Here is a 22495-nt window from a genome sequence, read left to right as displayed (position 1 = left end):
CGCTACTTCATGGTCGGGATGACGAACTCGGCGCCATCCTTGATGCCCGACGGCCACCGCTCGGTGACGGTCTTGGTCTTGGTGTAGAACAGGATCGAGTGCGGCCCGTGCTGGTTGAGGTCGCCGAATCCGGACCGCTTCCAGCCGCCGAAGGTGTGGTAGGCCACCGGGACCGGGATCGGCACGTTGACGCCCACCATGCCGACCTGCACCCGGGACACGAAGTCGCGTGCGGCATCGCCGTCGCGGGTGAAGATCGCCACGCCGTTGCCGTACTCGTGCTCGGACGGCAGCTTCAACGCTTCTTCGTAGTCGTGAGCGCGGACGATGCACAGCACCGGACCGAAGATCTCGTCGGTGTAGATCGACATGTCGGTGGTGACGTTGTCGAACAGGGTCGGGCCGATGAAGTAGCCCTTCTCCAGGCTGGTGTCGCCGAAAGTCAGCTCGTTGCTCGCCCGCTCGCGACCGTCGACCACGATCTCGGCGCCGGCCTCGACACCCTGGCCGATGTAGTCGCGAACCCGTTCGAGTGCCGCGCCGGTGACCAGTGGCCCGTAATCGGCCTTGGGGTCGAGGCTGTGTCCGACCCGCAACTGGTTGATCCGCTCGACGAGCCGATTTCGAAGCCGTTGCGCTGTTTCTTCGCCCACCGGGACCGCGACGCTGATGGCCATGCAGCGCTCGCCGGCGCTGCCGTACCCGGCGCCGATCAAGGCATCCACGGCCTGGTCCAGATCGGCATCGGGCATCACGATCATGTGGTTCTTGGCGCCGCCGAAGCACTGCGCGCGCTTACCGTGCGCGGCCGCGCCCGAGTAGATGTACTGCGCGATGTCGGAGCTGCCGACGAAGCCGACCGCCTTGATCTCGGGGTGCTCCAGGATCGCGTCGACGGCCTCCTTGTCGCCCTGCACCACCTGGAACACGCCCGCGGGCAGCCCGGCCTCGATGAACAGCTCGGCCAGCCGCAGCGGCACCGAGGGATCGCGCTCGGAAGGCTTCAGCACGAAGGCATTTCCGCATGCGAGCGCGGGGCCGGCCTTCCACAGCGGAATCATCGCGGGGAAGTTGAACGGGGTGATGCCGGCGACCACGCCCAGCGGCTGACGGATCGAGTACACGTCGATGCCGGTGCCTGCGCCCTCGGTGAACTCGCCTTTGAGCAGGTGGGGGATGCCGACGGAGAACTCGATGACCTCGAGGCCGCGCTGGATGTCGCCGTGCGAGTCGGCCACGGTCTTGCCGTGCTCCAAACTGAGCAGCTCAGCCAGCTCGTCTGCATTCTGGTGCACCAGTTCGATGAATTTCATCAGCACCCGGGCCCGGCGCTGCGGGTTGTAGGCGGCCCATTCCTTCTGGGCCTCGGCCGCGCCGGCCACCGCGGCGTCGACGTCGGCGGCCGAGGCCAGGGCCACCTGCGCCTGCACCTCGCCGGTGCTGGGGTTGAGCACATCGGCGGTGCGGGTCGATCCGGCAGTGGTGCGTTGGCCGTTGATGAAGTGGGGGATCTGAGTGGTCATGGCGTTCCGTCCAAAGGGGATGTGCACAGTGAGTGGCTCGAGCAGTACCCGAGATACTTGGATATCCTAGTAATTGGTCGACGGAGTTCGCAAGGGTTCTGCGGTTCTGATGCGATCTCCCTGTGCCGTTACCGGCGGAGTTGATTCAACCGAGCGAGACTCGGTCACCGATCTGCATGGTGCCCTCGGAAAGCACCTGCAGGTACGCGCCGGCGCACGGCAGCAGGCCGAGTCCGAAGGCGTCGACCCGATTCTCGTCGGCGGGTGTGCGGAGCGCATGTGCCGCGCGGGGCAGGCGGCCGTGTTCGAGCGTCGGAATGACGCAGCGGGGCGTGGGCCCCATTGCGCGAAGCCGCGTTTCGCCCACGTTGAGAATGTGATCGGTCCACTCGTTCTCGGTGTACGGGGGATATCCGGGTGGCGTGGCGATCACCAGGTTGGGCCGATAGCGCGCGGCCTCGACGCCGACGTGCTCGAGCGTCGCCGTGGTGATCGCGTGCACGGGAGCCAGATCGGTGAATGAGGTCCCCGGAGTGGCCAGAGCCAGTTCCAGGATCGGGGCGTCGACCTGGGCGTCGACGCCCAGGTCGAGCACTTGATCGGGGTCCGCGCGTTGAATCGAGGCGCCGGCGGGTCTGCTGTCGATCAGGTGAACCGAGCGCCCCACGAACTGTGACAACAGGTCGTCGACGTCGTCGTCATCCGACGTGGTCGTGCGGCCGTCGGGCAGGTGGATGCGCACCTGGCGCCGTTCGGTGACAGCGCCGCACGACAAGAGTCCGCGCCACAGTCGGGCCTGCTTCGCGCTCGCCACCCGGCCGCTGGATTCATCGATGAGCGCGTACTTGCGGTCGCCGTCGGCTCCACCGGCGTTGACGAGCAACGTGTCCACGCGCTCCCCGAGCATCGACTTGACCGGGTATCGGTACAGGCTGTCAACCTGCATGTGCTCATCTGCGGCCATGCTCATGGACCGAAGATAACCGGGTGGGGCGTGGCTGGGGGCGACCTCTTTAAATTACGGAACGGTATCGTTATGCTATTGGCATGGTTTCCTGGGATGAGAGCCTGGATGTGGTGGTGGTCGGTGCCGGCCCGACCGGGTTGACGCTGGCCTGCTCGTTGCGCCTACACGGCCTCTCCGTGCGCGTCGTCGACCGCGCACCGGGGCCGGCGACCACGTCGCGGGCCAACTTTCTGCACGCCCGAGGCTCGGAAGTGCTGGGCCGGATCGGCGCACTGGGCAACTTGCCGAACGAGTCGTTGCGCGCCATGCGCATCACCAACTATCTCGGCGACCGCCCCGTGATGACCCTGGAGTTCGGTGATCCGGGCATGCGGACCGCCGCACCGCCCATGGTGGTGTCGCAGGCGAAAGTCGAAGCGGCACTGCGGGCCCGACTGGCCGAGCTCGGGGTCGAGCCCGAATGGGGCCGAGGCGTGGTCGGTGTGCTGCAGGAGGGCGACGTCGTCGTTGCCGAACTCTCCGACGGTGAACGCGTGCGGGCGAAGTGGCTGGTGGGATGCGACGGCACCTCCAGCGTCACCAGGCAGCAGGCTGGTATCGCGTTCCCCGGGGTCAAACTCTCCGAACGATTCCTGCTCGCCGATGTCCATCTGGACTGGACGCTCGACCGTGGCGGCACGACCGGCTGGGTTCACCCCGACGGAGTGGTCGGCGCGATGCCCATGCCCGATGCCAGCGGTCGCGACGACTTGTGGCGGCTGTTCGTCTACGATCCCACGCTCGCGCAAAAGCCCAGCGAGAGTGAGATTCTGGACCGAATCAAACAGGTGGTGCCACAGCGGACCGGCCGCGCGGTGACCGTCGGCGACGCCGAGTGGCTGTCGGTGTTCACCGTGCACCGCCGGCTCGCCGATACGTACCGGCACGGGCGCATCCTGATCGCCGGTGACGCCGCGCACGCGCATGCGCCCTTTGGTGGTCAGGGCATGCTGACCGGCATCGGCGATGCGGAGAACTTGGCCTTCAAACTGGCGCTGGTGATCCGAAACCTGGCCTCCGACAAGCTCATCGACACCTACGAAGCCGAGCGCAGGCCCCTGGCCACCGAAGTGCTGCGCGGCACAAGTGCGGTCACCCGGGTCAACGTCGCGAGCAATCCGGTCGGCCGGTTCCTGCGTGACCACGTGGCCACCCGCCTGTTCAGCTCGGCCTTCATCCAGCGCTGGACGACGTACACGGCTTCACAGCTGTGGGTGAGCTACCGCAAGGGCCCGCTCGGCGGCCGCGGCCGCAAGCCGCGATCCGGCGATCGGATCGCGGATCTGCCCTGCACCCGCTCCGACGGGGCGGCCACCCGATTACACGGCGAGCTCGGCGGGCGCTGGGCACTACTGTTGCCCGACGGCGTACCCGACGATCTCGAACCGCTGCGGCCCCACCTGGGCGAATTCGTCGTGGCCCTGCACCACGACAGCTCAGAGGCCATGTTGATCCGGCCGGATGCCCATCTGGCATGGCGGGGGAGTCCCGACGATGTCGGCGAGCTCGACCGTTGGCTGACAGCCGCTCTGGGGACGGGGGCGGTGCGGTGACCACGGCCGGCCGTGGCCGGCCCCGGGACGCGGCGGCTGAGCGCGCAATCCTGCAAGCAGCGCTGGACCTTTTCATCGAGCGCGGGGTCGAGGGCTCGAGCATCGAACAGATCGCCAAACGTGCCGGTGTCGGCAAGCCGACCATCTATCGACGGTGGTCGACCAAGGAGGACCTGATCGCCGCGGCGATGGAGACGCTGGTCGCCGAGGAGGTGGGTTGGGCCTCACCTGAGGCCATCGACATCGAATCCCCTCATGAGCTTGTCGAGGCCGCGATCGAAAGCGCGGCGGCTGTCACCACCACACCGTCCTATCGCGCGCTGGTGGCGCGGGTTTACGGTTCGGCGGTCAGTCACCCGGCGCTCATGACGGTCTACTGGGATCGCTACATCCGGCCACGACGCGCGCTCGCCACTCGTCTGCTCGAGCATGCGCAGGAGTGTGGAACTGTCGCTGCCGATACCGATTTCGACGTGGCGATCGACATGATGGTCGGTGCGATCACATATCGCGTACTGCAACCAGACCCGCCCGACGTCGAGGAGATGCGGCACTACTTGCGTGCGGTCTACCGTCAGGTGGGCTTGTTGCCCTGAGTGCGGTGTTCACGCCACCGGTCCAGGATCGCGGGCAGCTCGGCCATCAGAAAGGCATAGAAATCCCGCATCTGGGAGAGGCGCTGGTGCGCCACGCTTCCGGGGTCTGTGGCGGCGATGCCGGATTCGGCGGCGGCCTGCATGGCCGCGATCGTCTCGTTCTGGTTGGTGAACAGAATGGCCCAAGCGTCATCCCGCAGCCGGAAGTGGTCGCGGCGGCTGGCCGGCACGGGTACCCGTTCGGCAAGGCCGACCGACGTGAGCATCTTGAGGGCGCTGGATATTGCGCCGGCACTGGCACTCAGATTCTCGGAAAGCTCGCCCATGGTCAGGTTGGGTTGCTCGGTGAACAGAAGCGTCGCGAGTACCCGCGCCGTCATACGTTGCATCCCATGGCTGGTCAGTGCCAGGGCGAGCTCTTCGGCGGCGTGCTGCAGATCTGACGCCAACGTCATCGAATCCTCCTCGGCCCAAACTATCTTCACAAATTACTGAAAGTTTAGTACAGTCGGTCGCGGTGTTCCGGGAAGTCTGGTCGGAAATTGTCTATTCGCACGACAGAAGGGCGATTGAGAAACAATGCAACACCTGACATCCACGGCCGACCCGAACACCGCGACGGCTGTCATCCACGTCGAGAACTTGACGTTCACGTACCCCAAGTCAACCGAACCCGCTGTGCGCGGTATGGATTTCACCGTTGGGCGCGGAGAGATCTTCGGATTCCTCGGCCCCAGCGGCGCCGGCAAATCCACCACGCAGAAGCTGCTCATCGGCCTCTTGCGAGGTCACGGCGGTCAGGCCACGGTGTGGGGCCGCGACCCACTCGAGTGGGGCTCGGACTACTACCAGCGCGTCGGAGTCTCGTTCGAGTTGCCGAACCACTATCTCAAGCTCACCGGCCTGGAGAACCTGCAGTTCTTCGCCTCCCTCTACGACGGGCCCACGGCGGATCCGATGGAGTTGCTCGAATCCGTGGGTCTCAAGGATGCGGCCCACACCCGAGTGGGCAAGTATTCCAAGGGAATGCAGATGCGGCTGACGTTTGCACGGTCGCTGGTCAACAACCCCGAATTGTTGTTCCTCGATGAGCCGACCTCTGGACTCGACCCGGTCAACGCGCGCAAGGTCAAAGACATCATCCTGGGATTGAAGGCGAGTGGTCGCACGATCTTTCTCACCACCCACGACATGTCCACCGCCGATGAGCTGTGCGACCGGGTGGCCTTCGTCGTCGACGGAGCCATCGTCGCGCTGGACACACCTGCCGAATTGAAGATTGCGCGCAGCCAACGCCGGGTGCGGGTCCAATACCGCGTACCCGGAGAGGGTCTCACCACGACAGAGTTCGGAATGGACGGCTTGGCCGACGATCCGGATTTCCACGCGGTATTGCGCAACTTCCACGTCGAGACCATTCACAGTCGCGAAGCCAGCCTGGACGACGTCTTCGTCGAGGTGACGGGACGGCAGCTGATATGACCAGATTGACCAGTGCGATCCGGCTCGAGCTGACGGTTCAGTACCGGCAGAAATTCCTGCACGCAGGGATCTTCTCCGGGCTGATATGGCTGGCGGTGCTGCTGCCCATGCCGCACCACCTCCGCCCGGTCGCCGAACCCTATATGTTGGTCGGCGACATCGCGATCATCGGATTTTTCTTCATCGGCGGCTCGGTGTTCTTCGAGAAGCAGGAACGCACCCTCGGCGCCATCATCTCGACCCCTTTGCGGTTCGGGGAGTACCTCACGGCCAAACTCGCGGTGCTGCTGTCGATCTCGCTGTTGGTCGCGCTCGTTGTGTCGACCATCTCCAGTGGCACCTCCTACCATCCGGTGCCCCTGGTCCTCGGCGTGGTGCTCGGCACCCTGTTGATGCTGCTGGTCGGGTTCATCAGCTCGCTGCCGTTCGGATCGGTCACCGACTGGTTTCTCGCAGCGGTCATCCCACTTGCCGCCATGCTCACTCCGCCGATCCTGCTCTTCTCCGGGGTCTGGCCCAATCCAGTGCTCTTCGTCGTGCCCACCCACGGGCCGATGCTGTTGCTGGGTGCCGCATTCGACCAGGTGACGTTGAGTGGTTGGCAGCTCGCCTATGCGGTGCTCTATCCGATCGTGTGCCTGGTCGCGCTGTGGCGGGCCGCCCACGCGCTGTTCGACCGCTACGTCATCGAAAGGTCAGGTGTGCTGTGACCGCCATGATCGGTTCCAACCGGGGTCGGGCTCTGGCGGCCTTCGGTCGCAATGACCTGCGCGGCACCTACCGCGATCCGCTCCTGGTGATGCTCGTGCTCGCGCCGGTTATCTGGACCACGGGAGTTGCAGTTCTCACGCCGATGTTCACCGACATGCTGGCCGAGCGCTACGACTTCGATCTGGTGCCGTACTACCCGTTGGTGCTCACCGCATTCCTGCTGCTCACCAGCATCATCATCGCCGGCGGCCTGGGCGCATTCCTGGTTCTCGACGAGATCGACGCCGGCACCATGTCCGCCCTGCGGGTGACACCGGTGCCGATGTCGACGTTTTTCGGCTATCGGGCGGGGACGGTGATGGCGGTCACGGCCGTCTATGTGGTTGCGACGCTGTCGTTCAGCGGGATTCTGGAACCTGGTTTGATCCCGGCGCTCATACCGATCGGGATGGTCGCGGGCTTGTCCGCCGTGGTGACGCTGCTACTGATAATCGCCTTGGCGGGCAACAAGATCCAAGGCATTGCGATGTTGCGGGCACTGGGCATGATCATCGCCGGATTGCCATGCCTGCCGTGGTTCATCGATTCGTCATGGAACCTGGCCTTCGGTGTGCTGCCGCCGTACTGGGCGGCCAAGGCGTTCTGGGTCGCCAGCGACCACGGCACCTGGTGGCCGTACCTGGTGGGCGGCGTGGCATACAACCTGGCGATCGCCTGGCCCTTGTTCCGTCGGTTCCTCGCCAAGAACCGCTGACAGTTCCTCGCGCCGACCTCCTGGCTGACCGCGGCGATCACCACCAGGAGTGCGGCGCGGCGGCTCACGTAGGCACCGGAAGTGAAGCCCCCGTGGTCAGTTCGGCGTACCCCCGCATCAGGCGCAGCGCAGTGGCTCGGTCGAGGTCGGGGTCTCGCGCCACGATGCGGTAACCGAGATAGTCCTCCATGGACATCAGTGTCATCGCGATATCCTGCGCGGGTGCGGCCAGTGTGAATGTGCCTGCAGCGCAACCAGCTTCGAGGATCTGCGTGTAGAGGCCCACCTGTCGGTGAAAGATGTGCTGGATGTCGGGGCGCTGGTCGAGGACGAACCCGGCGGCCAGCACGGCCCGCCAGATGGTGCGCCACTCGGCATCCTCGGGTCCGGACGGCAACCCCGCGGCGATCATGAACGCGATCTGGTCCCGGGCGTCGGCGGTACGTTGCACCACCGCGAGCCGGTCGTCGTAGAACCTGCTGTCCGAGCGCTGCGCGAGGGCCGAGAGCAGCTGGTCCATTTCTCGGAAGTAGTAGCGCACGGCATTGGGGGTCAGTCGAAGCTCGGCGGCCACATCGGCGATCCGCAGCGTGGTCAGATCATTGCGTTCGATCAGCGCGGTCGCTGCATCGAGGATCTCCTCGCGTCGCTGCGCCTGGCGGTTCGGCCGTCCCACGGGTCCCATCCTTCACGAATCTGCCACTTCGGTTGACGCCGGTGGTTGCCCGGCGCCATTATTTTCCAATCTTGAAAACAATTTCGTCAGAACTTTCCGGAGGATGCATGCTGGACTGCGCCTCGCGGCGTCCCCGTGCCCGTGACATCGGCGTCGTGATCGGCGAACATCCCACGGGCCCCGACAACGCGATCACCGACGTGGCCGGCGTGCGCGTCGGCCACACCACGATCCAGCGGCCCGGGCCCCACCCGGTCAACACCGGCGTCACCGTCGTGATCCCGCACCCGGGAATCTTCACCGAGCCGCTGTTCGCCGGTGCGCACCGGCTCAACGGCAGCGGCGAACTCACCGGCCTGGAATGGATCCGCGAATCCGGCGAGCTCACCTCACCGATCGCGCTGACCAACACCCACAGCGTCGGTGTCGTGCGGGACACCCTCGTCCAGGCCCAGGTCCAGACCCGCGGCGAGGGCCTGTACTGGTCACTGCCGGTGGTGGGGGAGACCTATGACGGCTTGCTCAACGACATCAACGGCTACCACGTCCGCCCAGAGCACGTCGCCGCGGCGCTGGCCGAAGCCACGAGCGGCCCGGTCGCCGAAGGCAACGTCGGCGGCGGGACCGGCATGATCTGCCACGGCTTCAAAGGCGGGATCGGAACGGCCTCCCGGGTCACCGACACGGTGGCCGGGACCTACACCGTCGGAGTGCTCGTCCAAGCCAATCATGGCCGGCGGGAACGTCTTCGGGTCAACGGGGTGCCCGTCGGAGAAATGGTCGGACCCGAGCTGGTGCCGACCCCCGACCTGCCGATCCCTTATCCGGCGGGATCGGGGTCGATCATCGTGGTGGTCGCCACCGACGCGCCGTTGCTACCGCATCAGTGCACGCGGCTCGCGCAACGGTCCGCGCTGGCCGTCGGCCGAGTCGGTGGCAGCGGGGAGCAGTACAGCGGTGATCTGATGCTGGCTTTCTCCACCGGCAACCGGGGCATCCCACCGTACGGATGGGACGAGAACCCCGACGCCAACCGGCCCGAGATCGCGGTGCGCATGGTGGCGCCTCAGTTGATGACCAGGCTGTTCGACCTGGCCATCGAAGCCACCGAGGAGGCCATCGTCAACGCGTTGGTGGCCGCCGAGACCGTGACCGGCCGGGGCGGGGTGACCGCCCACGCCCTCGACCACAAGCTGCTGCACTCGGCACTGGTTCTCGAGGGGCACTGACCTCGTTCGGCGATCCGCCGTCGCGGATCGTCAGGCGGGGGGCCGGGCGCGCAGCTCGTCGACGAACGCGCGGGTCTCGTCCCACGTAGGCAACAGCCCCGCGGCACGCACCTGCTCGAGGGTCGGGGCGGCCGCGTCACGCTCGGACAACACCGGCTCGCCTTCGATCGGCCAGTCGATCCCGAAATCCGTGGCCAAGATGGTGTGCTCGCGCTCCGGGGCGTACGGCGCCGAACACAGGTACATCACCGTCGAATCATCTTGCAGCGCAAGGAAAGCGTGACCAAGCCCCTCCGACAGGTAGACCGAACGTCGGGTCTGATCGTCCAGCAGGACCGAATCCCACTGCCCGAAGGTCGGGGAGCCGACCCGGATGTCGACCACCACATCGAGCACGGCGCCGCGCACGCACGTCACGTATTTGGCCTGGCTGGGCGGCACTTCGGCGAAATGCACGCCGCGCAGCACCCCGGCCGCCGACACCGAACAGTTGACCTGCCGTACGTCGAAGCGGTGCCCGGTCATCTCGGCGAAGCCGGCCTCGGTGAACCATTCGAAGAACAGTCCGCGCGTGTCGCCGTGCAGCTTGGGTGTGATCTCCCAGGCGCCGGGAACGGTCAGTTCCCGCGCGGTCACTGGCCGCGCTCCGAGTAGTTGGTCTCCACGTTGTCTTTCAAAGGACCCCACCAGGATTCGTTGTCGCGGTACCAGTCGATGGTGGCCGCCAAGCCCTCGTCGAAATCGGTGTGTTCGGGCGCCCAGCCCAGTTCGCCGTGCAGGGTCGACGGATCGATGGCATAACGCAGATCGTGGCCCTCGCGATCGGTGACGTGGTCGAAGTCGTCCGGGTCGCGGTCCATCAAACGCAGCAGGGTGCGCATCACCGTGAGATTACTGCGCTCGCATTCCGCGCCGATCAGATACGTCTGCCCGATGCGGCCGTTCTTCAGGATCTGCCACACCGCGCGGTTGTGGTCGTCGACGTGGATCCAGTCGCGGACATTGGCTCCGGAGCCGTAGAGCTTGGGGCGCCTGCCGGTGAGGACGTTGGTGATCTGGCGCGGGATGAACTTCTCCACGTGCTGATAGGGGCCGTAGTTGTTCGAGCAGTTCGAGATCGTGGCGCGCACCCGGTACGACCGCACCCAGGCCCGCACCAGCAGGTCGGCGGCAGCCTTGGTCGACGAGTACGGGCTCGACGGGTTGTACGGCGTGCCCTCGGTGAACCGGGCCGGATCGTCGAGCTCAAGGTCGCCGTACACCTCGTCGGTGGAGATGTGGTGCAGACGGGCTCCGTGCGCGCGCGCCGCCTCCAGCACCGTGAACGTACCGACCACGTTGCTCTGCAGGAATGGTTCCGGGTTGGCCAGGGCATTGTCGACGTGGGTCTCCGCGGCGAAGTGCACCACGGCGTCGGCCTCGCCGACCAGCTGATGTACCAGAGGTGCATCGGCGACATCGCCTTGCACCAGCCGGATCTGGTCGGCCACCGCCGCCAGGGACTCTCGGCTGCCCGCGTACGTCATGGCATCGAGCACGGTCACCGAGGTGGTCAGTGCGTCGTTGACGGCGAGGCGTACGAAGTTCGCGCCGATGAACCCGGCGCCGCCGGTGACCAGTAACCGCATGCGCCAACCCTAACCGGCCGGCGGGTCAGCCCTTCAGACCCAGCGGCCCGGCCAATTCGGTCAGTGTCGGGATCAGTTTGTCCGGCCCGCCGAGGACTTGGATTGCCACATGGTCGGCGCCGTTGGCGACGTGCTGTCGCAGGCGCGCGGCGATGTTCTCGGCAGTGCCATGCGCGACGACGGCGTCGATCAGCTTGTCGCTACCCGGCTTGGCGATGTCGTCTTCGGTGAAACCGAGGCGACGCCAGTTGTTGAGGTAATTGCTGAGGTTCAAGTAGAAGTCGACCGTCTCGCGCCCGATCGCGCGTGCTGCCGCGCCGTCGGTGCTCAGCACCACCTTGTGCTCAGGGGCCAGGAACACCGACTCACCCAGCACGTCCCGGGCATGGGCGGTGTGCTCGGGGGTAGTCAGATAAGGGTGCGCGCCGGCACTGCGGCCGGCGGACAGCTTCAGCACCTTGTCACCCAGTGCGGCGATCACCAGCCGGCTGGTCGGCACCTTGGCTGCGTCCAGGGCGTCGAGATATTCCACCAGCGCGTCGTAGGGCTTGCGGTACTCGTCGGTGTGCTCGGGATGCCCGACGCCGACGCCCAGCAGGAATCGGCCGGGGTGCGCCGATTCGATGCGATGAAACGATTCGGCCACCGCCTCGGCCTCGGCCGTCCAGATGTTGACGATGCCGGTGGCGAGCTGAAGACCTTCGGTGCGCTCCAGGATGGGTTCGGCGAACGAGAGGTCGGCCGCGGGGGACCCGCCCACCCACAGTGCGCCGTAACCCAGTCCCTCGATTTCGGCGGCCTGATCAGGCTCCACCGCCCCGAACGTCCACACCCCGTAGCGGCCCAGATCCGGCTTGAGCGAAAGCGATTCGGTCATCTACGAGTCCTTGTCTGTTGGGTGCGCGGTGTTTTGGTCGCTAGGCCAGGCCGAGCGGCCCGGCGAGCTCGGCCAGTGCCGATACCAGTTTGTCGGGTCTGGTCAACACTTGTACAGGCACGTGATCGGCGCCGGCGTCGCGATGCTGCCGCAGCCGCGCGGCCACCTCGTCCACCGTGCCATGCGCGACGACGGCGTCGATGAACCGGTCACTGCCCGGTTTGGCCAGGTCCTCATCGGTGAAGCCGAGGCGCTTGAAGTTGTTGCAGTAGTTGGTCAGACCGAGGTAAGGGTCGAGCGCCTTGCGGCCGATCGATCGGGCCTTTTCCACATCGGTGCTGAGCACCGCCTTGTGTTCGGGAGCCAGGAACGCGTCCGGCCCGACCAGCTCGCGGGCCTGTGCGGTGTGCTCCGGCGTGGTCAGATACGGGTGCGCACCTGCCGAACGAGCCGCCGACAGCCCCAGCACTTTCGGGCCGAGTGCGGCCACGACCCGACGGTTCGTCGGCACGCCGTACTCGTCGAGCTTGTCGAGGTAATCGGTGAGTGCGTCGAGAGGTTTGCGGTACTCGCCGATGACCTCACGGTGCCCGACGCCGATGCCCAGCAGGAACCGGCCCGGGTAGGCGGCCTCGATGCGGTGAAACGATTCGGCGACCGGGCCGGCGGCCGCACTCCAGATGTTCACGATCCCGGTGGCCAACTGCAACGTGGTGGTGGCGGCCAGGATCGGATCGATCCACTCCAGCTCGGCAGGTGGCGACCCGCCGGCCCAGATCGCGCCGTAGCCCAGCGCCTCGATGTCGCGCAGTTGCTCGGCCGACAGGCGCTGGAACTGCGCGTAATGGCCGAACGCGCCGAATGTGCCGAGATCGGGCTTGGTGTCCGCAGTGGTCTGGGTCATGAACCTCTCAACTCGGCTCTGGTCGGGGGCTATTCCGAACCGATCACTCTGGATCTGTGCCTTGGCCGTGTGGCGTGTGCCGTGTGGCCGCCCCCATTGTCACTCCAGCGTGGCGTTCGAGGTCGACCGCCGCTCCAGCGTGACATTGGGGCGCTGGCGGCGTTGCCCGGGCGCGACGGACTACTCCGACGCTTGAGCTTCTGCCTCGGAGGCCTGCGTCTCGGGCACGGGTGCCTGCAACGGCAACAGCACGATGAAGCGGGTGTCGCCCGGCTTGGACTGCACCCGCAGGTCCCCATGATGCTTCTCCACCACGATGCGCCAGGCCAGATCCAGGCCCAGGCCAGTGCCCTGGCCGAACGGTTTGGTGGTGAAGAACGGTGTGAAGATCCGGCTGATGTTTTCGGCGGGGATGCCCGGCCCGTCGTCGCCGATCTCCACCCGGATCATCTCGTCGGTTTCGCGGCTGGTGCGCAGCGTCAGCCTGCCGTGGCCACCCATCGCCTGGATGGCGTTGTCGATGATGTTGGTCCACACCTGGTTGAGATCGCCTGGGTAGCAATGTAATTCAGGAAGGGACTTGTCGAGGTCCTTGCACAGGCTGACCGGCTTGTCCTTACCGATCTTGTCGCCGAACATCATCAGCGTGCTGCGCAGCAGCTCGTGGACATCGGCGCTCTGGTAGTCGCCGCGGTCCATCTGCGAGTACTGCTTGGCGCCGGCCAGCAACGCCGAGATCCGCTTGCTCGCCTCGGCGATCTCGTTCATCCGAAGCTCGGTGTCGATCGTGTACTTGAGCCAGCCGAGAGCCGCCTGCAGTGTCGCCGAGGCCTCCCCGTCCTTGAGCGCGTCGTCTACGGAGCCTGAGATGCGTTCCAGCCAGTCGATGTCGAGACCGGCTTCGACGAAGGTCGGGGCATAGTCCCAAGCGCCCACGATGTCGTGGTCCTCGAGCCAGTCGCCCATCTCGTCCTCGCGGTCGGACGTCTCCAGCGCGGTCAGCTCCAACCCCTTGTTCTTGGCGACCTGCTCGGCGACCTCGTCCTGGATCGTCACCAGCATCCGCAGGGCCTGCGGGGTGAACTTGCCGTCGGCCAGCATCGCCAGCTTGTGCCGCATCTTGCCGACGCCCTCGCGCAGGTCGGCCACGGCGCGCGCGGTGGCCGCCGCCGGATTGTTGAGCTGATGGGTGAGCCCCGCGGTGATGTTGCCGAGCGCCAGCAGCTTCTCCCGCTGACCGATGATCTGGCTCTGGCGCCGGCCGCCGACCTTGTGGCCTTCGAGCAGGTGCACGGCCATCGGGAACTGGGACTGCATGAAGCCGGCGAACGCGTTGGCGTCCAGCACGAACACCCGCGACGGCTTGGTCAGGCGCACCGACGCTTCGTAGATGTGCTCCTCACCCGGGATGTAGGCCGACCAGGCACCGAAGTACACACCGCGCATCGAAGTGCGGTTGGTCTGGATGTCGACGCCGCCGGATCGCTTCGACATCACCAGTTCGCCGTCGAGCATCACGTAGAAGCACGTGGCCGGATCACCTTCGGTGACGATCGGGCCGGCGGGGAATCGCTCGATGCTGCCGGCCTGGCACAACGTGTCGAGTTGCGCGTCGGACAGATGCTCGAACAGGAACAGCGTCCGCAGTTCGTCCCGCAGGCACGTCTCGCCCATCTTCAGTTGCTCCTCACGCTTCTGCCAGGTACCGGTGCACGAGCATCACGGCCATCGACCCTTCGCCGACGGCGGCAGCCACCCGTTTGGCGGACTCGGCACGCACATCTCCTGCAACAAACACACCGGGCACACTTGTTTCCAGGTGATGCGGTGGACGTTCCAGCGACCAGCCGCACACGTCGCGCAGATCCGGACCGGCCAGGATGAAACCGTGGTCGTCGCGGGCCACCACGCCGTCGAGCCACTCGGTGCGCGGGGTCGCTCCGATGAAGCAGCACAGGCGCGTCGCCCGCACTTCCTCGTGCTCGCCCGTCTGCCGGTTCACCAGCTCCAAGCCCACCAGATGATCGTCTTCGCCGATGGCACTGATCACCTCGGTGCAGGTACGCACGAAGATGTTGGGCGTCTGTTCGATCTGCTGGATCAGGTAGTACGACATCGAGGCTTCCAACGACGGACCGCGCACCAGCAGCGTCACCGACTTGGCCTCGCGCGACATGAACATCGCGGCCTGCCCGGCCGAGTTGGCGCCGCCGACGATGTAGACGTCCTCGCCCTTGCATTCGGACGCGTCGGACACCGAGGCGCCGTAGTACACGCCCCGGCCCACGTAGTTGTTCGGGTTGTCGGGATCGGCCCAACAGCCCGGCACCGGGAGTTGGCGGTACTCGACACCGGTGGCCAGGATCACCGCGCGCGCACCGATGGTCTCGCCGTCGGCGAAGGTGATGGTGCGGGCCGCGCCGGCGATGTCGAGCGCGACGGCCTCGCGAGTGGTGATCACCTCGGCGCCGAACCGCTCGGCCTGCCGGCGCGCCGAGGTGGCCAGTTCCGCGCCCGACACTCCGGTCGGGAAGCCCAGGTAGTTCTCGATCCGGGAACTGCGGCCGGCCTGCCCGCCCGTGGTGGTGCCCTCGATCAGCACAGTCTTGAGCCCTTCAGAGGCGCCGTAGACCGCCGCGGCCAGACCCGCCGGACCGCCGCCGATCACCGCGAGGTCATACATGGTCAGCGACGGGGTGGTCGACAACCCCAGCATGTCGGCCAGCTCGCCGTCACTGGGTTCGACCAGGGTCTCGCCCCCCTCGGTGATCACCACCGGCAGTTGCAGACCGTCCAATCCGGCGGCATCCAGAAGCTGACGGCCCGTGGATTCGTCGGAGGTGAAGGCCCGGAACGTGTGCTGGTTGCGGGCCAGGAACTGGCGCACCTCCCAGGACCGCGAACTCCACTGGTGCCCGATCACCTTGGTGTGCGGGATGGCCCGGTCGCCGACGGCGTGCCAGGCCTCCAGAAGGCCGTCGACGACGGGGTAGAGCTTCTCCTCGGGCGGATCCCACGGCTTGAGCAGGTAGTGGTCGAGGTCGACGACGTTGATGGCGTCGATGGCCGCGGTGGTGTCGGCGTATGCCGTCAACAGCACGCGCCGGGCCATCGGGTAGAGGTCCATCGCGGATTCGAGGAACTCGATGCCGCTCATCTGCGGCATCCGGTAGTCGGCGACGAACACCGCGACGACGTCGCCGCGCAGCTTCAACTCGTTGAGGGTTTCCAGGGCGTCCGGGCCGGATTCGGCACGCACGATCCGGTAGCGCTCGCCGTAGTGGCGGCGCAGATCCCGGGCGACGGCGCGCGAGACCGCGGGATCGTCGTCGACGGTCAGGATTACGGGTTTACGGGGCTGGGAGGCGGGGCCAGTCATCGCTAGCAATTATGCGCCCCGCCGCCAGCAGTTTTCTCAGCTCGGGTGTGCGCTGTCCCCGTTGCTCGCATTGGACCCCTGCAGCATGGACGCCACGTCGATTCCCGAGGCCTTCAGCGACTCCAAGATGTTGGCCACCGCGAGCGGGCTGATGCCCAGCAGGCCGCCGACCGCGCCCTGGGTGTCGTTTGCCCCGCCGATGATCGACAACCGGTCGATCTCGGCCAGCGGGGCGGCCGCGGCCTCGGTCGCCTTGACCACAGAGTCCAGCACGTCGGGCAGCATCAGCAGGCGCGCGGCCTCGGCCGAGTAACCGTTGAGCGCCGCGGCGATCTCCTTCTTGCCGTTGGCCTCGGCCAGCAGCTTGGCCTCGATACCGGCGGCCTCGGCCTGCTGTTCGACGCGCAGCGCGTCGGCCAGCTCCTTCTTACCGGCGGCCTCGGCGACCAGCTTGGCCTGGAGGCTGTCCGCCTCGGCCTGCTTCTCCACCCGCAGCGCGTCGGCGGCGGCTTTACGGGCGTCGGCCTCGGCCTGGCCCTTGCGCCGCTCGGTCTCGGCAGCCGCCTCGGCGGCCAGGATCGTGGACTGACGCTGGCCTTCGGCGATCGCGATGTCGGCCTGCCGTTTCGCCTCCGCCGGCGCGATCACGTCGGCCTGCAGCGCGGCCTGCGCCTGCTCGGCGCGGCGCTGCTCCACTTCGATGCGTGCCTGCACCCGGGCGGCCTCGGCCTGTTCGGTGGCGATGCCGACGTCCTTCTGGGCGCGGGCGTTGGCCAGCGGGCCGGCCTGGTCGGCCTGGGCGTTCTCGGCCTCGGTCTGCGCGCGCAGCCGGGCCAGTTCGACGTCGCGGCGCTGGTTGGCGGTGGCGATCGCGGTGTCGGCCTCGGCCTGCGCGATCGACCCTTCCTGGCGGGCCTTGGCCGACTGGATCTGGGCGTCGCGCTCGGCTTCGGCGGTGCCGACGGTGGCATCGCGCTTCACCTCGGCGATGCGGCGCTGGCCGAGGGACTTCAGATAATCATTGGCGTCGGAGATGCCGGCGATCTTGAGGACGTCGACCTCCATGCCGATGCGGGCCAGGTCGCCGCCGGCCTCCTCGACCACGCTGCGGGCCAGGCTGTCGCGGTTCGAGTTGAGGTCTTCGACGGTCATGGTCGCGGTGATGCCGCGCAGTGAACCGGCCAGGATCTCGTTGATCTGGCGCTGCAACTCGTTGAGGTCGGAGGTCAGGAAGCGCTGCACCGCGGTCTGCACGGCCTCGTCGGCCGAGCCGATACGCACCAGGCCGACGGCCTCGACGTTGACCGGCACACCGTTGTTGGACAGCGCGTTCTGCAGGTTGATGCTGACGTTGAACGGTTCCAGGCTCATGATGTCCACCCGTTCGATGCCGGGCATCCGGAACCGGGCCCCGCCGCGCACCACCTTGGGTGTGCCGCGGCCGGTGAACACGGCCACCTCGTTGGGCGGGACCTTGATGTAGTTCTTGACGTAGACCATCGGCAACACCACCAGGATCAGGATCGCGGCGATGGCGGCGAGGACGACGATGAGCAGCAGGGACACTGTTGTGCCTTTCTGAAGGTTCGGTGCTCGGGTACTTCTCAGGTTTCTGGAACTGCGACGACGTGGACGTAGTCGGGATCGATATCGGCGATGTAGACGCGGGTGGCCTTGGGCAGTGCGTCGGCCTCGTCGCTCCTGGCGCGGGAGAACACCCGGTTGCCGTCGGCGTCGACGAAGGACACCTCGCCCCAGCCGCCCGGCGGAACCTCGAGGGTGACCGTGCCGAGCAGGCCGACATAAGAAGATCGACCGCGATGGGAGTTGGACTGCTGGCGGCGCATGTAGGGCAACAGCAGACCATTGAGAATGAACACCAGCACCACGGCGCAGGCCGCGGCCAGGGCTGCCGACCAGACGGAGCCCCACCCCAGCCAGGTGCCGATCAGGCCTCCGGTGCCGGCGCCGAGCAGGGCGACCGACAGTCCGGTCAGGCTCAAAAACGGCATTCCGTCGCCGTGTCCGACGTCGGCGAGCAGTAGGGCCGCCAGTACAGCGATGCCGCCGACGACGAACGCGGCCAGATACACAACCATCACGTGCTCGCGGTCTCCGTTCGGCGGGTGCGGATCAGTTCGTACTATTCTCGCCTGGTTCGCGGCCGCGCCGCGCACCAATCTTCGGCCCGGATCTGGCAGGCCAGAGCTGATCAGCCGTGATTTTGGTACAGCCCGATGAACGGGTATTGTGGACCAACGGTGCGGCTATCGCGCCGACTTTTTGCGTGCCCCGTCTTGGAACTGCTGAGTTTCTGCAAGTCCGCCTCGATCCGGCTCACGTTTTGAAGTTGGTCGGTTTCCGCAGCACGACGGGCTGCATTGTGACTGATGAAGCTACGAAACGAAAGCAAGGATCGCCGAAAAGTATGGCCAAGAAAGACGGTGCCATCGAGGTCGAGGGTCGCGTGGTCGAACCTCTGCCCAATGCGATGTTCCGCATTGAGCTGGAGAACGGACACAAGGTCTTGGCCCACATCAGCGGCAAGATGCGGCAGCACTACATCCGCATCCTGCCCGAGGACCGGGTAGTGGTGGAGCTCTCTCCATACGACCTGTCCCGGGGCCGCATCGTGTACCGGTACAAGTGACCCGATAGAAGCCCGACCAGTAACGACGAGAAACGGTGACGTGCGCGCCTGCGCGACACCAACAAGCCAGAAGGATCGAAACAGCCGTGAAGGTGAACCCGAGCGTCAAGCCCATCTGCGATAAGTGCAGGGTGATCCGCCGGCATGGGCGGGTCATGGTGATCTGCAGCGATCCCCGCCACAAGCAGCGGCAGGGCTGATCTGTCAGCCGAGCGCTGACCGATCGCAACACAACTGAATGATGAACTCCCAGCACCACTGAACGGATAGGCCGTTCAATCGCGATGAGCACTCATCCACGTCCGGCACGGAGGCCGGACCCCGGGGAGCCCTTAGGGGCTGAAGGGAACGGGCTGGGACCAGACCTCCGCAGAGAAAAAGGAAACCGCCACATGGCACGGCTCGTGGGCGTCGATCTTCCGCGCGACAAGCGCATGGAGATCGCGCTGACCTACATCTACGGCGTCGGCCGTACCCGTTCGAACGAGATTCTCTCCGCGACGGGCATCGACAAGAACATGCGCACCAAGGACCTGACCGACGATCAGGTGACCATCCTGCGCGATTACATCGAAGGCAACCTCAAGGTTGAGGGTGACCTGCGCCGCGAAGTGCAGGCCGACATTCGCCGCAAGATCGAGATCGGCTGCTACCAGGGCCTGCGGCACCGCCGCGGTCTGCCGGTGCGCGGCCAGCGGACCAAGACCAACGCGCGTACCCGCAAGGGCCCGAAGCGCACCATCGCCGGCAAGAAGAAGGCTAGGTAACCCCGATGGCACCACCGAAGAAGGCTGCCGGCGCCAAGCGCGGTAAGACCACCCGTCGCCGGGAAAAGAAGAACGTCCCGCACGGCGCCGCTCACATCAAGAGCACGTTCAACAACACGATCGTCTCGATCACCGATCCTCAGGGCAACGTCATCGCCTGGGCGTCGTCGGGTCACGTCGGCTTCAAGGGTTCGCGCAAGTCGACCCCGTTCGCCGCACAGCTGGCCGCCGAGAACGCTGCCCGCAAGGCGCAGGAGCACGGCGTGAAGAAGGTCGACGTGTTCGTGAAGGGTCCGGGTTCGGGCCGCGAGACCGCCATCCGCTCGCTGCAGGCCGCAGGCCTCGAGGTGGGCGCGATTTCCGACGTCACTCCGCAGCCGCACAACGGCTGCCGTCCGCCCAAGCGGCGCCGGGTCTAGGGAGGATCTAGAAAATGGCACGTTATACCGGACCCGCCACCCGCAAGTCGCGTCGTCTCGGCGTCGACCTGGTCGGCGGCGATCAGTCGTTCGAGAAGCGCCCCTACCCGCCCGGCCAGCACGGCCGTGCGCGGATCAAGGAGAGCGAATACCGCACCCAGCTGCAGGAGAAGCAGAAGGCTCGCTTCACCTACGGCGTGCTGGAGAAGCAGTTCCGCAAGTACTACGAAGAGGCCAACCGCCAGTCGGGTAAGACCGGTGAGAACCTGCTGCAGATCCTGGAGAGCCGCCTGGACAACGTCATCTACCGTGCGGGCCTGGCCCGGACCCGGCGGATGGCCCGTCAGCTGGTCAGCCACGGCCACTTCACCGTCAACGGTGTCAAGGTGAACATCCCGAGCTACCGGGTGTCGCAGTACGACATCATCGACATCAAGGAGAAGTCGCTCAACACCCTGCCGTTCGAGGTTGCTCGGCAGACCGCGGGTGAGCGTCCGATCCCGTCGTGGCTGCAGGTCGTCGGGGAGCGTCAGCGCATCCTGGTGCATCAGCTGCCCGAGCGCGCCCAGATCCAGGTGCCGCTCACCGAACAGCTCATCGTCGAGTTCTACTCGAAGTAATGACACCCTCGGGGGCTCCGCCCCCGAGAACCCCCAAGAGACGTCATATAGCGGGCGTCGAAAGGAAGTGAAACACCATGCTGATCTCTCAGCGACCCACACTGTCCGAGGAAACCCTCGCCGACAACCGCTCCAAGTTCGTCATCGAGCCGTTGGAGCCCGGTTTCGGTTACACGCTGGGTAACTCGCTGCGGCGCACGCTGCTGTCGTCCATCCCGGGCGCAGCGGTCACGAGCATCCGCATCGACGGTGTGCTGCACGAGTTCACCACCGTCCCCGGGGTGAAGGAAGACGTCACCGACATCATCCTGAACCTCAAGGGCCTGGTCGTGTCCTCCGAAGAGGACGAGCCGGTCACCATGTACCTGCGCAAGCAGGGCCCGGGTGCGGTCACCGCCGGTGACATCGTGCCCCCGGCCGGTGTGACGGTGCACAACCCGGACATGCACATCGCCACCCTCAACGACAAGGGCAAGCTGGAGGTCGAGCTCGTCGTCGAGCGCGGTCGCGGCTATGTCCCGGCCGTGCAGAACAAGGCCTCGGGTGCCGAGATCGGCCGTATCCCGGTCGATTCCATCTACAGCCCGGTGCTGAAGGTGACCTACAAGGTCGAGGCCACCCGCGTCGAGCAGCGCACCGACTTCGACAAGCTGATCCTCGATGTCGAGACCAAGAACTCGATCAGCCCGCGTGACGCCCTGGCGTCGGCCGGCAAGACCTTGGTCGAACTGTTCGGTCTGGCACGGGAACTCAACGTCGAGGCCGAGGGCATCGAGATCGGACCGTCGCCGGCCGAGGCAGATCACATCGCCAGCTTCGCGCTGCCGATCGACGACCTGGACCTGACCGTCCGTTCGTACAACTGCCTCAAGCGCGAGGGTGTGCACACGGTGGGCGAGCTCGTCGCCCGCACGGAGTCCGACCTGCTGGACATCCGCAACTTCGGCCAGAAGTCCATCGACGAGGTGAAGATCAAGCTGCACCAGCTGGGTCTCTCGCTCAAGGACAGCCCGGCCACGTTCGATCCGTCGGAGGTCGCCGGCTACGACGCCGCAACCGGCACCTGGACCAGCGACGCCGGCTACGACCTGGATGACACCCAGGACTACGCCGAGACCGAACAGCTCTAAACCAGCTCCACAGAAGAACATTCGTCCCGGTCCTACCTGATACGGGGGCCGGCCCCATTTAGGAGATAGTCGCAATGCCCAAGCCCACCAAGGGTGCTCGCCTCGGCGGGTCGTCCTCACACCAGAAGGCGATCCTGGCCAACCTGGCCACCTCGCTGTTCGAGCACGGTCGTATCAAGACGACCGAGCCTAAGGCCCGGGCGCTGCGTCCGTACGCCGAGAAGCTGATCACTCATGCCAAGAAGGGTGAGCTGCACAACCGGCGCGAGGTGATGAAGAAGATCCGCGACAAGGACGTCGTGCACGTCCTGTTCGCCGAGATCGGCCCCTTCTTCGCCGATCGCGAGGGCGGCTACACCCGCATCATCAAGGTCGAGAACCGTAAGGGCGACAACGCTCCTATGGCGGTCATCGAGCTGGTGCGGGAGAAGACCGTGACCTCCGAGGCGGACCGCGCTCGTCGCGCCGCCGCCGCGCAGGCCAAGGCCGCCGAGGCTCCCAAGGCTGACGAGGCCGAAGAGGCCGAAGAGGCCGCTGCCGAGGAAGCTCCGGCCGACGAGGCAGCTTCTGAGGATGAAGCCAAGTCCTAGT

The 22495-nt window shown here is 66.2% G+C and carries 25 protein-coding genes; 13 read left to right on the top strand and 12 right to left on the bottom strand.

Annotated elements, in window-relative coordinates:
* Window positions 1–2: 2 nt before the first annotated feature.
* Window positions 3–1523 carry a CoA-acylating methylmalonate-semialdehyde dehydrogenase gene (locus tag BKG60_RS26885; protein WP_070944259.1) on the bottom strand — a complete coding sequence of 507 codons (1521 nt, stop codon included), beginning with the start codon at window positions 1521–1523 and terminating at the stop codon, window positions 3–5.
* Between the two features lie 145 nt (window positions 1524–1668).
* Complete coding sequence (locus BKG60_RS26880; protein ID WP_070944258.1) at window positions 1669–2493, bottom strand: MOSC N-terminal beta barrel domain-containing protein; 825 nt, start codon at window positions 2491–2493, stop codon at window positions 1669–1671.
* A 77-nt stretch (window positions 2494–2570) separates the two neighbouring features.
* Here BKG60_RS26880 and BKG60_RS26875 point away from each other — a divergent pair, with 77 nt between their 5' ends.
* Entirely contained in the window at window positions 2571–4082 is a 1512-nt protein-coding gene (locus BKG60_RS26875) for an FAD-dependent oxidoreductase (protein WP_070944257.1), read from the top strand.
* Window positions 4079–4678: a TetR/AcrR family transcriptional regulator gene (locus BKG60_RS26870; protein ID WP_070186105.1), complete on the top strand. Its 600-nt coding sequence runs from the start codon at window positions 4079–4081 to the stop codon at window positions 4676–4678. The genes BKG60_RS26875 and BKG60_RS26870 overlap by 4 nt, the downstream gene beginning before the upstream one ends.
* Here the strand turns inward: BKG60_RS26870 and BKG60_RS26865 are convergent.
* The gene (locus BKG60_RS26865) at window positions 4657–5115 is read right to left on the bottom strand and encodes a GbsR/MarR family transcriptional regulator (RefSeq protein ID WP_200806104.1); all 459 of its coding nucleotides are present in this window, start codon (window positions 5113–5115) and stop codon (window positions 4657–4659) included. The two genes, BKG60_RS26870 and BKG60_RS26865, sit on opposite strands and share 22 nt — an antisense overlap.
* Before the next feature lie 142 nt (window positions 5116–5257).
* Here BKG60_RS26865 and BKG60_RS26860 point away from each other — a divergent pair, with 142 nt between their 5' ends.
* Genes BKG60_RS26860 through BKG60_RS26850 form a run of 3 tightly spaced genes read left to right on the top strand, consistent with a single transcriptional unit; the run spans window position 5258 to window position 7625 of the window.
* On the top strand, window positions 5258–6160 hold the full coding sequence (locus BKG60_RS26860; RefSeq protein WP_070944256.1) for an ABC transporter ATP-binding protein: 903 nt from the start codon (window positions 5258–5260) through the stop codon (window positions 6158–6160).
* Complete coding sequence (locus tag BKG60_RS26855) at window positions 6157–6870, top strand: fluoroquinolone export ABC transporter permease subunit (RefSeq protein WP_070944255.1); 714 nt, start codon at window positions 6157–6159, stop codon at window positions 6868–6870. The genes BKG60_RS26860 and BKG60_RS26855 overlap by 4 nt, the downstream gene beginning before the upstream one ends.
* Before the next feature lie 5 nt (window positions 6871–6875).
* On the top strand, window positions 6876–7625 hold the full coding sequence (locus BKG60_RS26850) for a fluoroquinolone transporter permease (RefSeq protein ID WP_070944362.1): 750 nt from the start codon (window positions 6876–6878) through the stop codon (window positions 7623–7625).
* A 64-nt stretch (window positions 7626–7689) separates the two neighbouring features.
* Here BKG60_RS26850 and BKG60_RS26845 read toward each other — a convergent pair whose 3' ends face one another.
* Entirely contained in the window at window positions 7690–8310 is a 621-nt protein-coding gene (locus BKG60_RS26845) for a TetR/AcrR family transcriptional regulator (RefSeq protein WP_120765044.1), read from the bottom strand.
* 98 nt (window positions 8311–8408) lie between these two features.
* Here BKG60_RS26845 and BKG60_RS26840 point away from each other — a divergent pair, with 98 nt between their 5' ends.
* Entirely contained in the window at window positions 8409–9530 is a 1122-nt protein-coding gene (locus tag BKG60_RS26840; protein WP_070186108.1) for a DmpA family aminopeptidase, read from the top strand.
* Between the two features lie 30 nt (window positions 9531–9560).
* On the opposite strand, the gene BKG60_RS26835 is transcribed toward BKG60_RS26840, so the two are convergent.
* The 8 genes from BKG60_RS26835 to BKG60_RS26800 all read right to left on the bottom strand — a co-directional run bounded on the left by BKG60_RS26835 (window position 9561) and on the right by BKG60_RS26800 (window position 18417).
* On the bottom strand, window positions 9561–10166 hold the full coding sequence (locus BKG60_RS26835) for a dTDP-4-dehydrorhamnose 3,5-epimerase family protein (protein WP_070944253.1): 606 nt from the start codon (window positions 10164–10166) through the stop codon (window positions 9561–9563).
* Entirely contained in the window at window positions 10163–11158 is a 996-nt protein-coding gene (gene rfbB, locus BKG60_RS26830) for a dTDP-glucose 4,6-dehydratase (RefSeq protein ID WP_070944252.1), read from the bottom strand. The genes BKG60_RS26835 and rfbB overlap by 4 nt, the downstream gene beginning before the upstream one ends.
* Window positions 11159–11183: 25 nt before the next feature.
* Window positions 11184–12035 carry an LLM class F420-dependent oxidoreductase gene (locus tag BKG60_RS26825; protein ID WP_070186111.1) on the bottom strand — a complete coding sequence of 284 codons (852 nt, stop codon included), beginning with the start codon at window positions 12033–12035 and terminating at the stop codon, window positions 11184–11186.
* Window positions 12036–12075: 40 nt separating this feature from the next.
* Window positions 12076–12939, bottom strand: coding sequence for an LLM class F420-dependent oxidoreductase (locus BKG60_RS26820; protein WP_070186112.1), 864 nt, complete (start codon window positions 12937–12939; stop codon window positions 12076–12078).
* Between the two features lie 180 nt (window positions 12940–13119).
* Window positions 13120–14613 (bottom strand): ATP-binding protein, encoded by a 1494-nt coding sequence (locus BKG60_RS26815; protein WP_070186113.1) that lies wholly within the window; start codon window positions 14611–14613, stop codon window positions 13120–13122.
* A gap of 13 nt (window positions 14614–14626) precedes the next feature.
* The gene (locus BKG60_RS26810; protein WP_070186114.1) at window positions 14627–16318 is read right to left on the bottom strand and encodes an NAD(P)/FAD-dependent oxidoreductase; all 1692 of its coding nucleotides are present in this window, start codon (window positions 16316–16318) and stop codon (window positions 14627–14629) included.
* A gap of 36 nt (window positions 16319–16354) precedes the next feature.
* Window positions 16355–17884, bottom strand: a complete 1530-nt coding sequence (locus BKG60_RS26805; protein ID WP_070186115.1) for a flotillin family protein — start codon at window positions 17882–17884, stop codon at window positions 16355–16357.
* 38 nt (window positions 17885–17922) lie between these two features.
* Window positions 17923–18417: an NfeD family membrane protein gene (locus BKG60_RS26800; RefSeq protein ID WP_070186116.1), complete on the bottom strand. Its 495-nt coding sequence runs from the start codon at window positions 18415–18417 to the stop codon at window positions 17923–17925.
* A 329-nt stretch (window positions 18418–18746) separates the two neighbouring features.
* Between BKG60_RS26800 and infA the strand changes: the two genes are divergently transcribed.
* From infA to rplQ, 7 genes are all read left to right on the top strand, one after another.
* Complete coding sequence (gene infA / locus BKG60_RS26795; protein WP_003418601.1) at window positions 18747–18968, top strand: translation initiation factor IF-1; 222 nt, start codon at window positions 18747–18749, stop codon at window positions 18966–18968.
* Between the two features lie 86 nt (window positions 18969–19054).
* Window positions 19055–19168 (top strand): 50S ribosomal protein L36, encoded by a 114-nt coding sequence (gene rpmJ / locus BKG60_RS26790; RefSeq protein WP_003879483.1) that lies wholly within the window; start codon window positions 19055–19057, stop codon window positions 19166–19168.
* Between the two features lie 192 nt (window positions 19169–19360).
* The gene (rpsM, locus tag BKG60_RS26785) at window positions 19361–19735 is read left to right on the top strand and encodes a 30S ribosomal protein S13 (RefSeq protein WP_070944251.1); all 375 of its coding nucleotides are present in this window, start codon (window positions 19361–19363) and stop codon (window positions 19733–19735) included.
* Window positions 19736–19740: 5 nt separating this feature from the next.
* A complete protein-coding gene (rpsK, locus tag BKG60_RS26780; RefSeq protein ID WP_004571524.1) occupies window positions 19741–20154 on the top strand; it encodes a 30S ribosomal protein S11 in 414 nt (137 codons plus the stop codon).
* Window positions 20155–20168: 14 nt separating this feature from the next.
* Window positions 20169–20774: a 30S ribosomal protein S4 gene (rpsD, locus tag BKG60_RS26775; RefSeq protein WP_070944250.1), complete on the top strand. Its 606-nt coding sequence runs from the start codon at window positions 20169–20171 to the stop codon at window positions 20772–20774.
* Between the two features lie 77 nt (window positions 20775–20851).
* Window positions 20852–21904 carry a DNA-directed RNA polymerase subunit alpha gene (locus BKG60_RS26770; protein WP_004571526.1) on the top strand — a complete coding sequence of 351 codons (1053 nt, stop codon included), beginning with the start codon at window positions 20852–20854 and terminating at the stop codon, window positions 21902–21904.
* A gap of 74 nt (window positions 21905–21978) precedes the next feature.
* Window positions 21979–22494 (top strand): 50S ribosomal protein L17, encoded by a 516-nt coding sequence (rplQ, locus tag BKG60_RS26765; protein ID WP_070944249.1) that lies wholly within the window; start codon window positions 21979–21981, stop codon window positions 22492–22494.
* Window position 22495: the final 1 nt, after the last annotated feature.

The organism is Mycobacterium syngnathidarum, from assembly GCF_001942625.1.
GTDB classification, from domain to species: domain Bacteria; phylum Actinomycetota; class Actinomycetes; order Mycobacteriales; family Mycobacteriaceae; genus Mycobacterium; species Mycobacterium syngnathidarum.
This window is presented reverse-complemented; position numbering and strand designations above follow the sequence as displayed.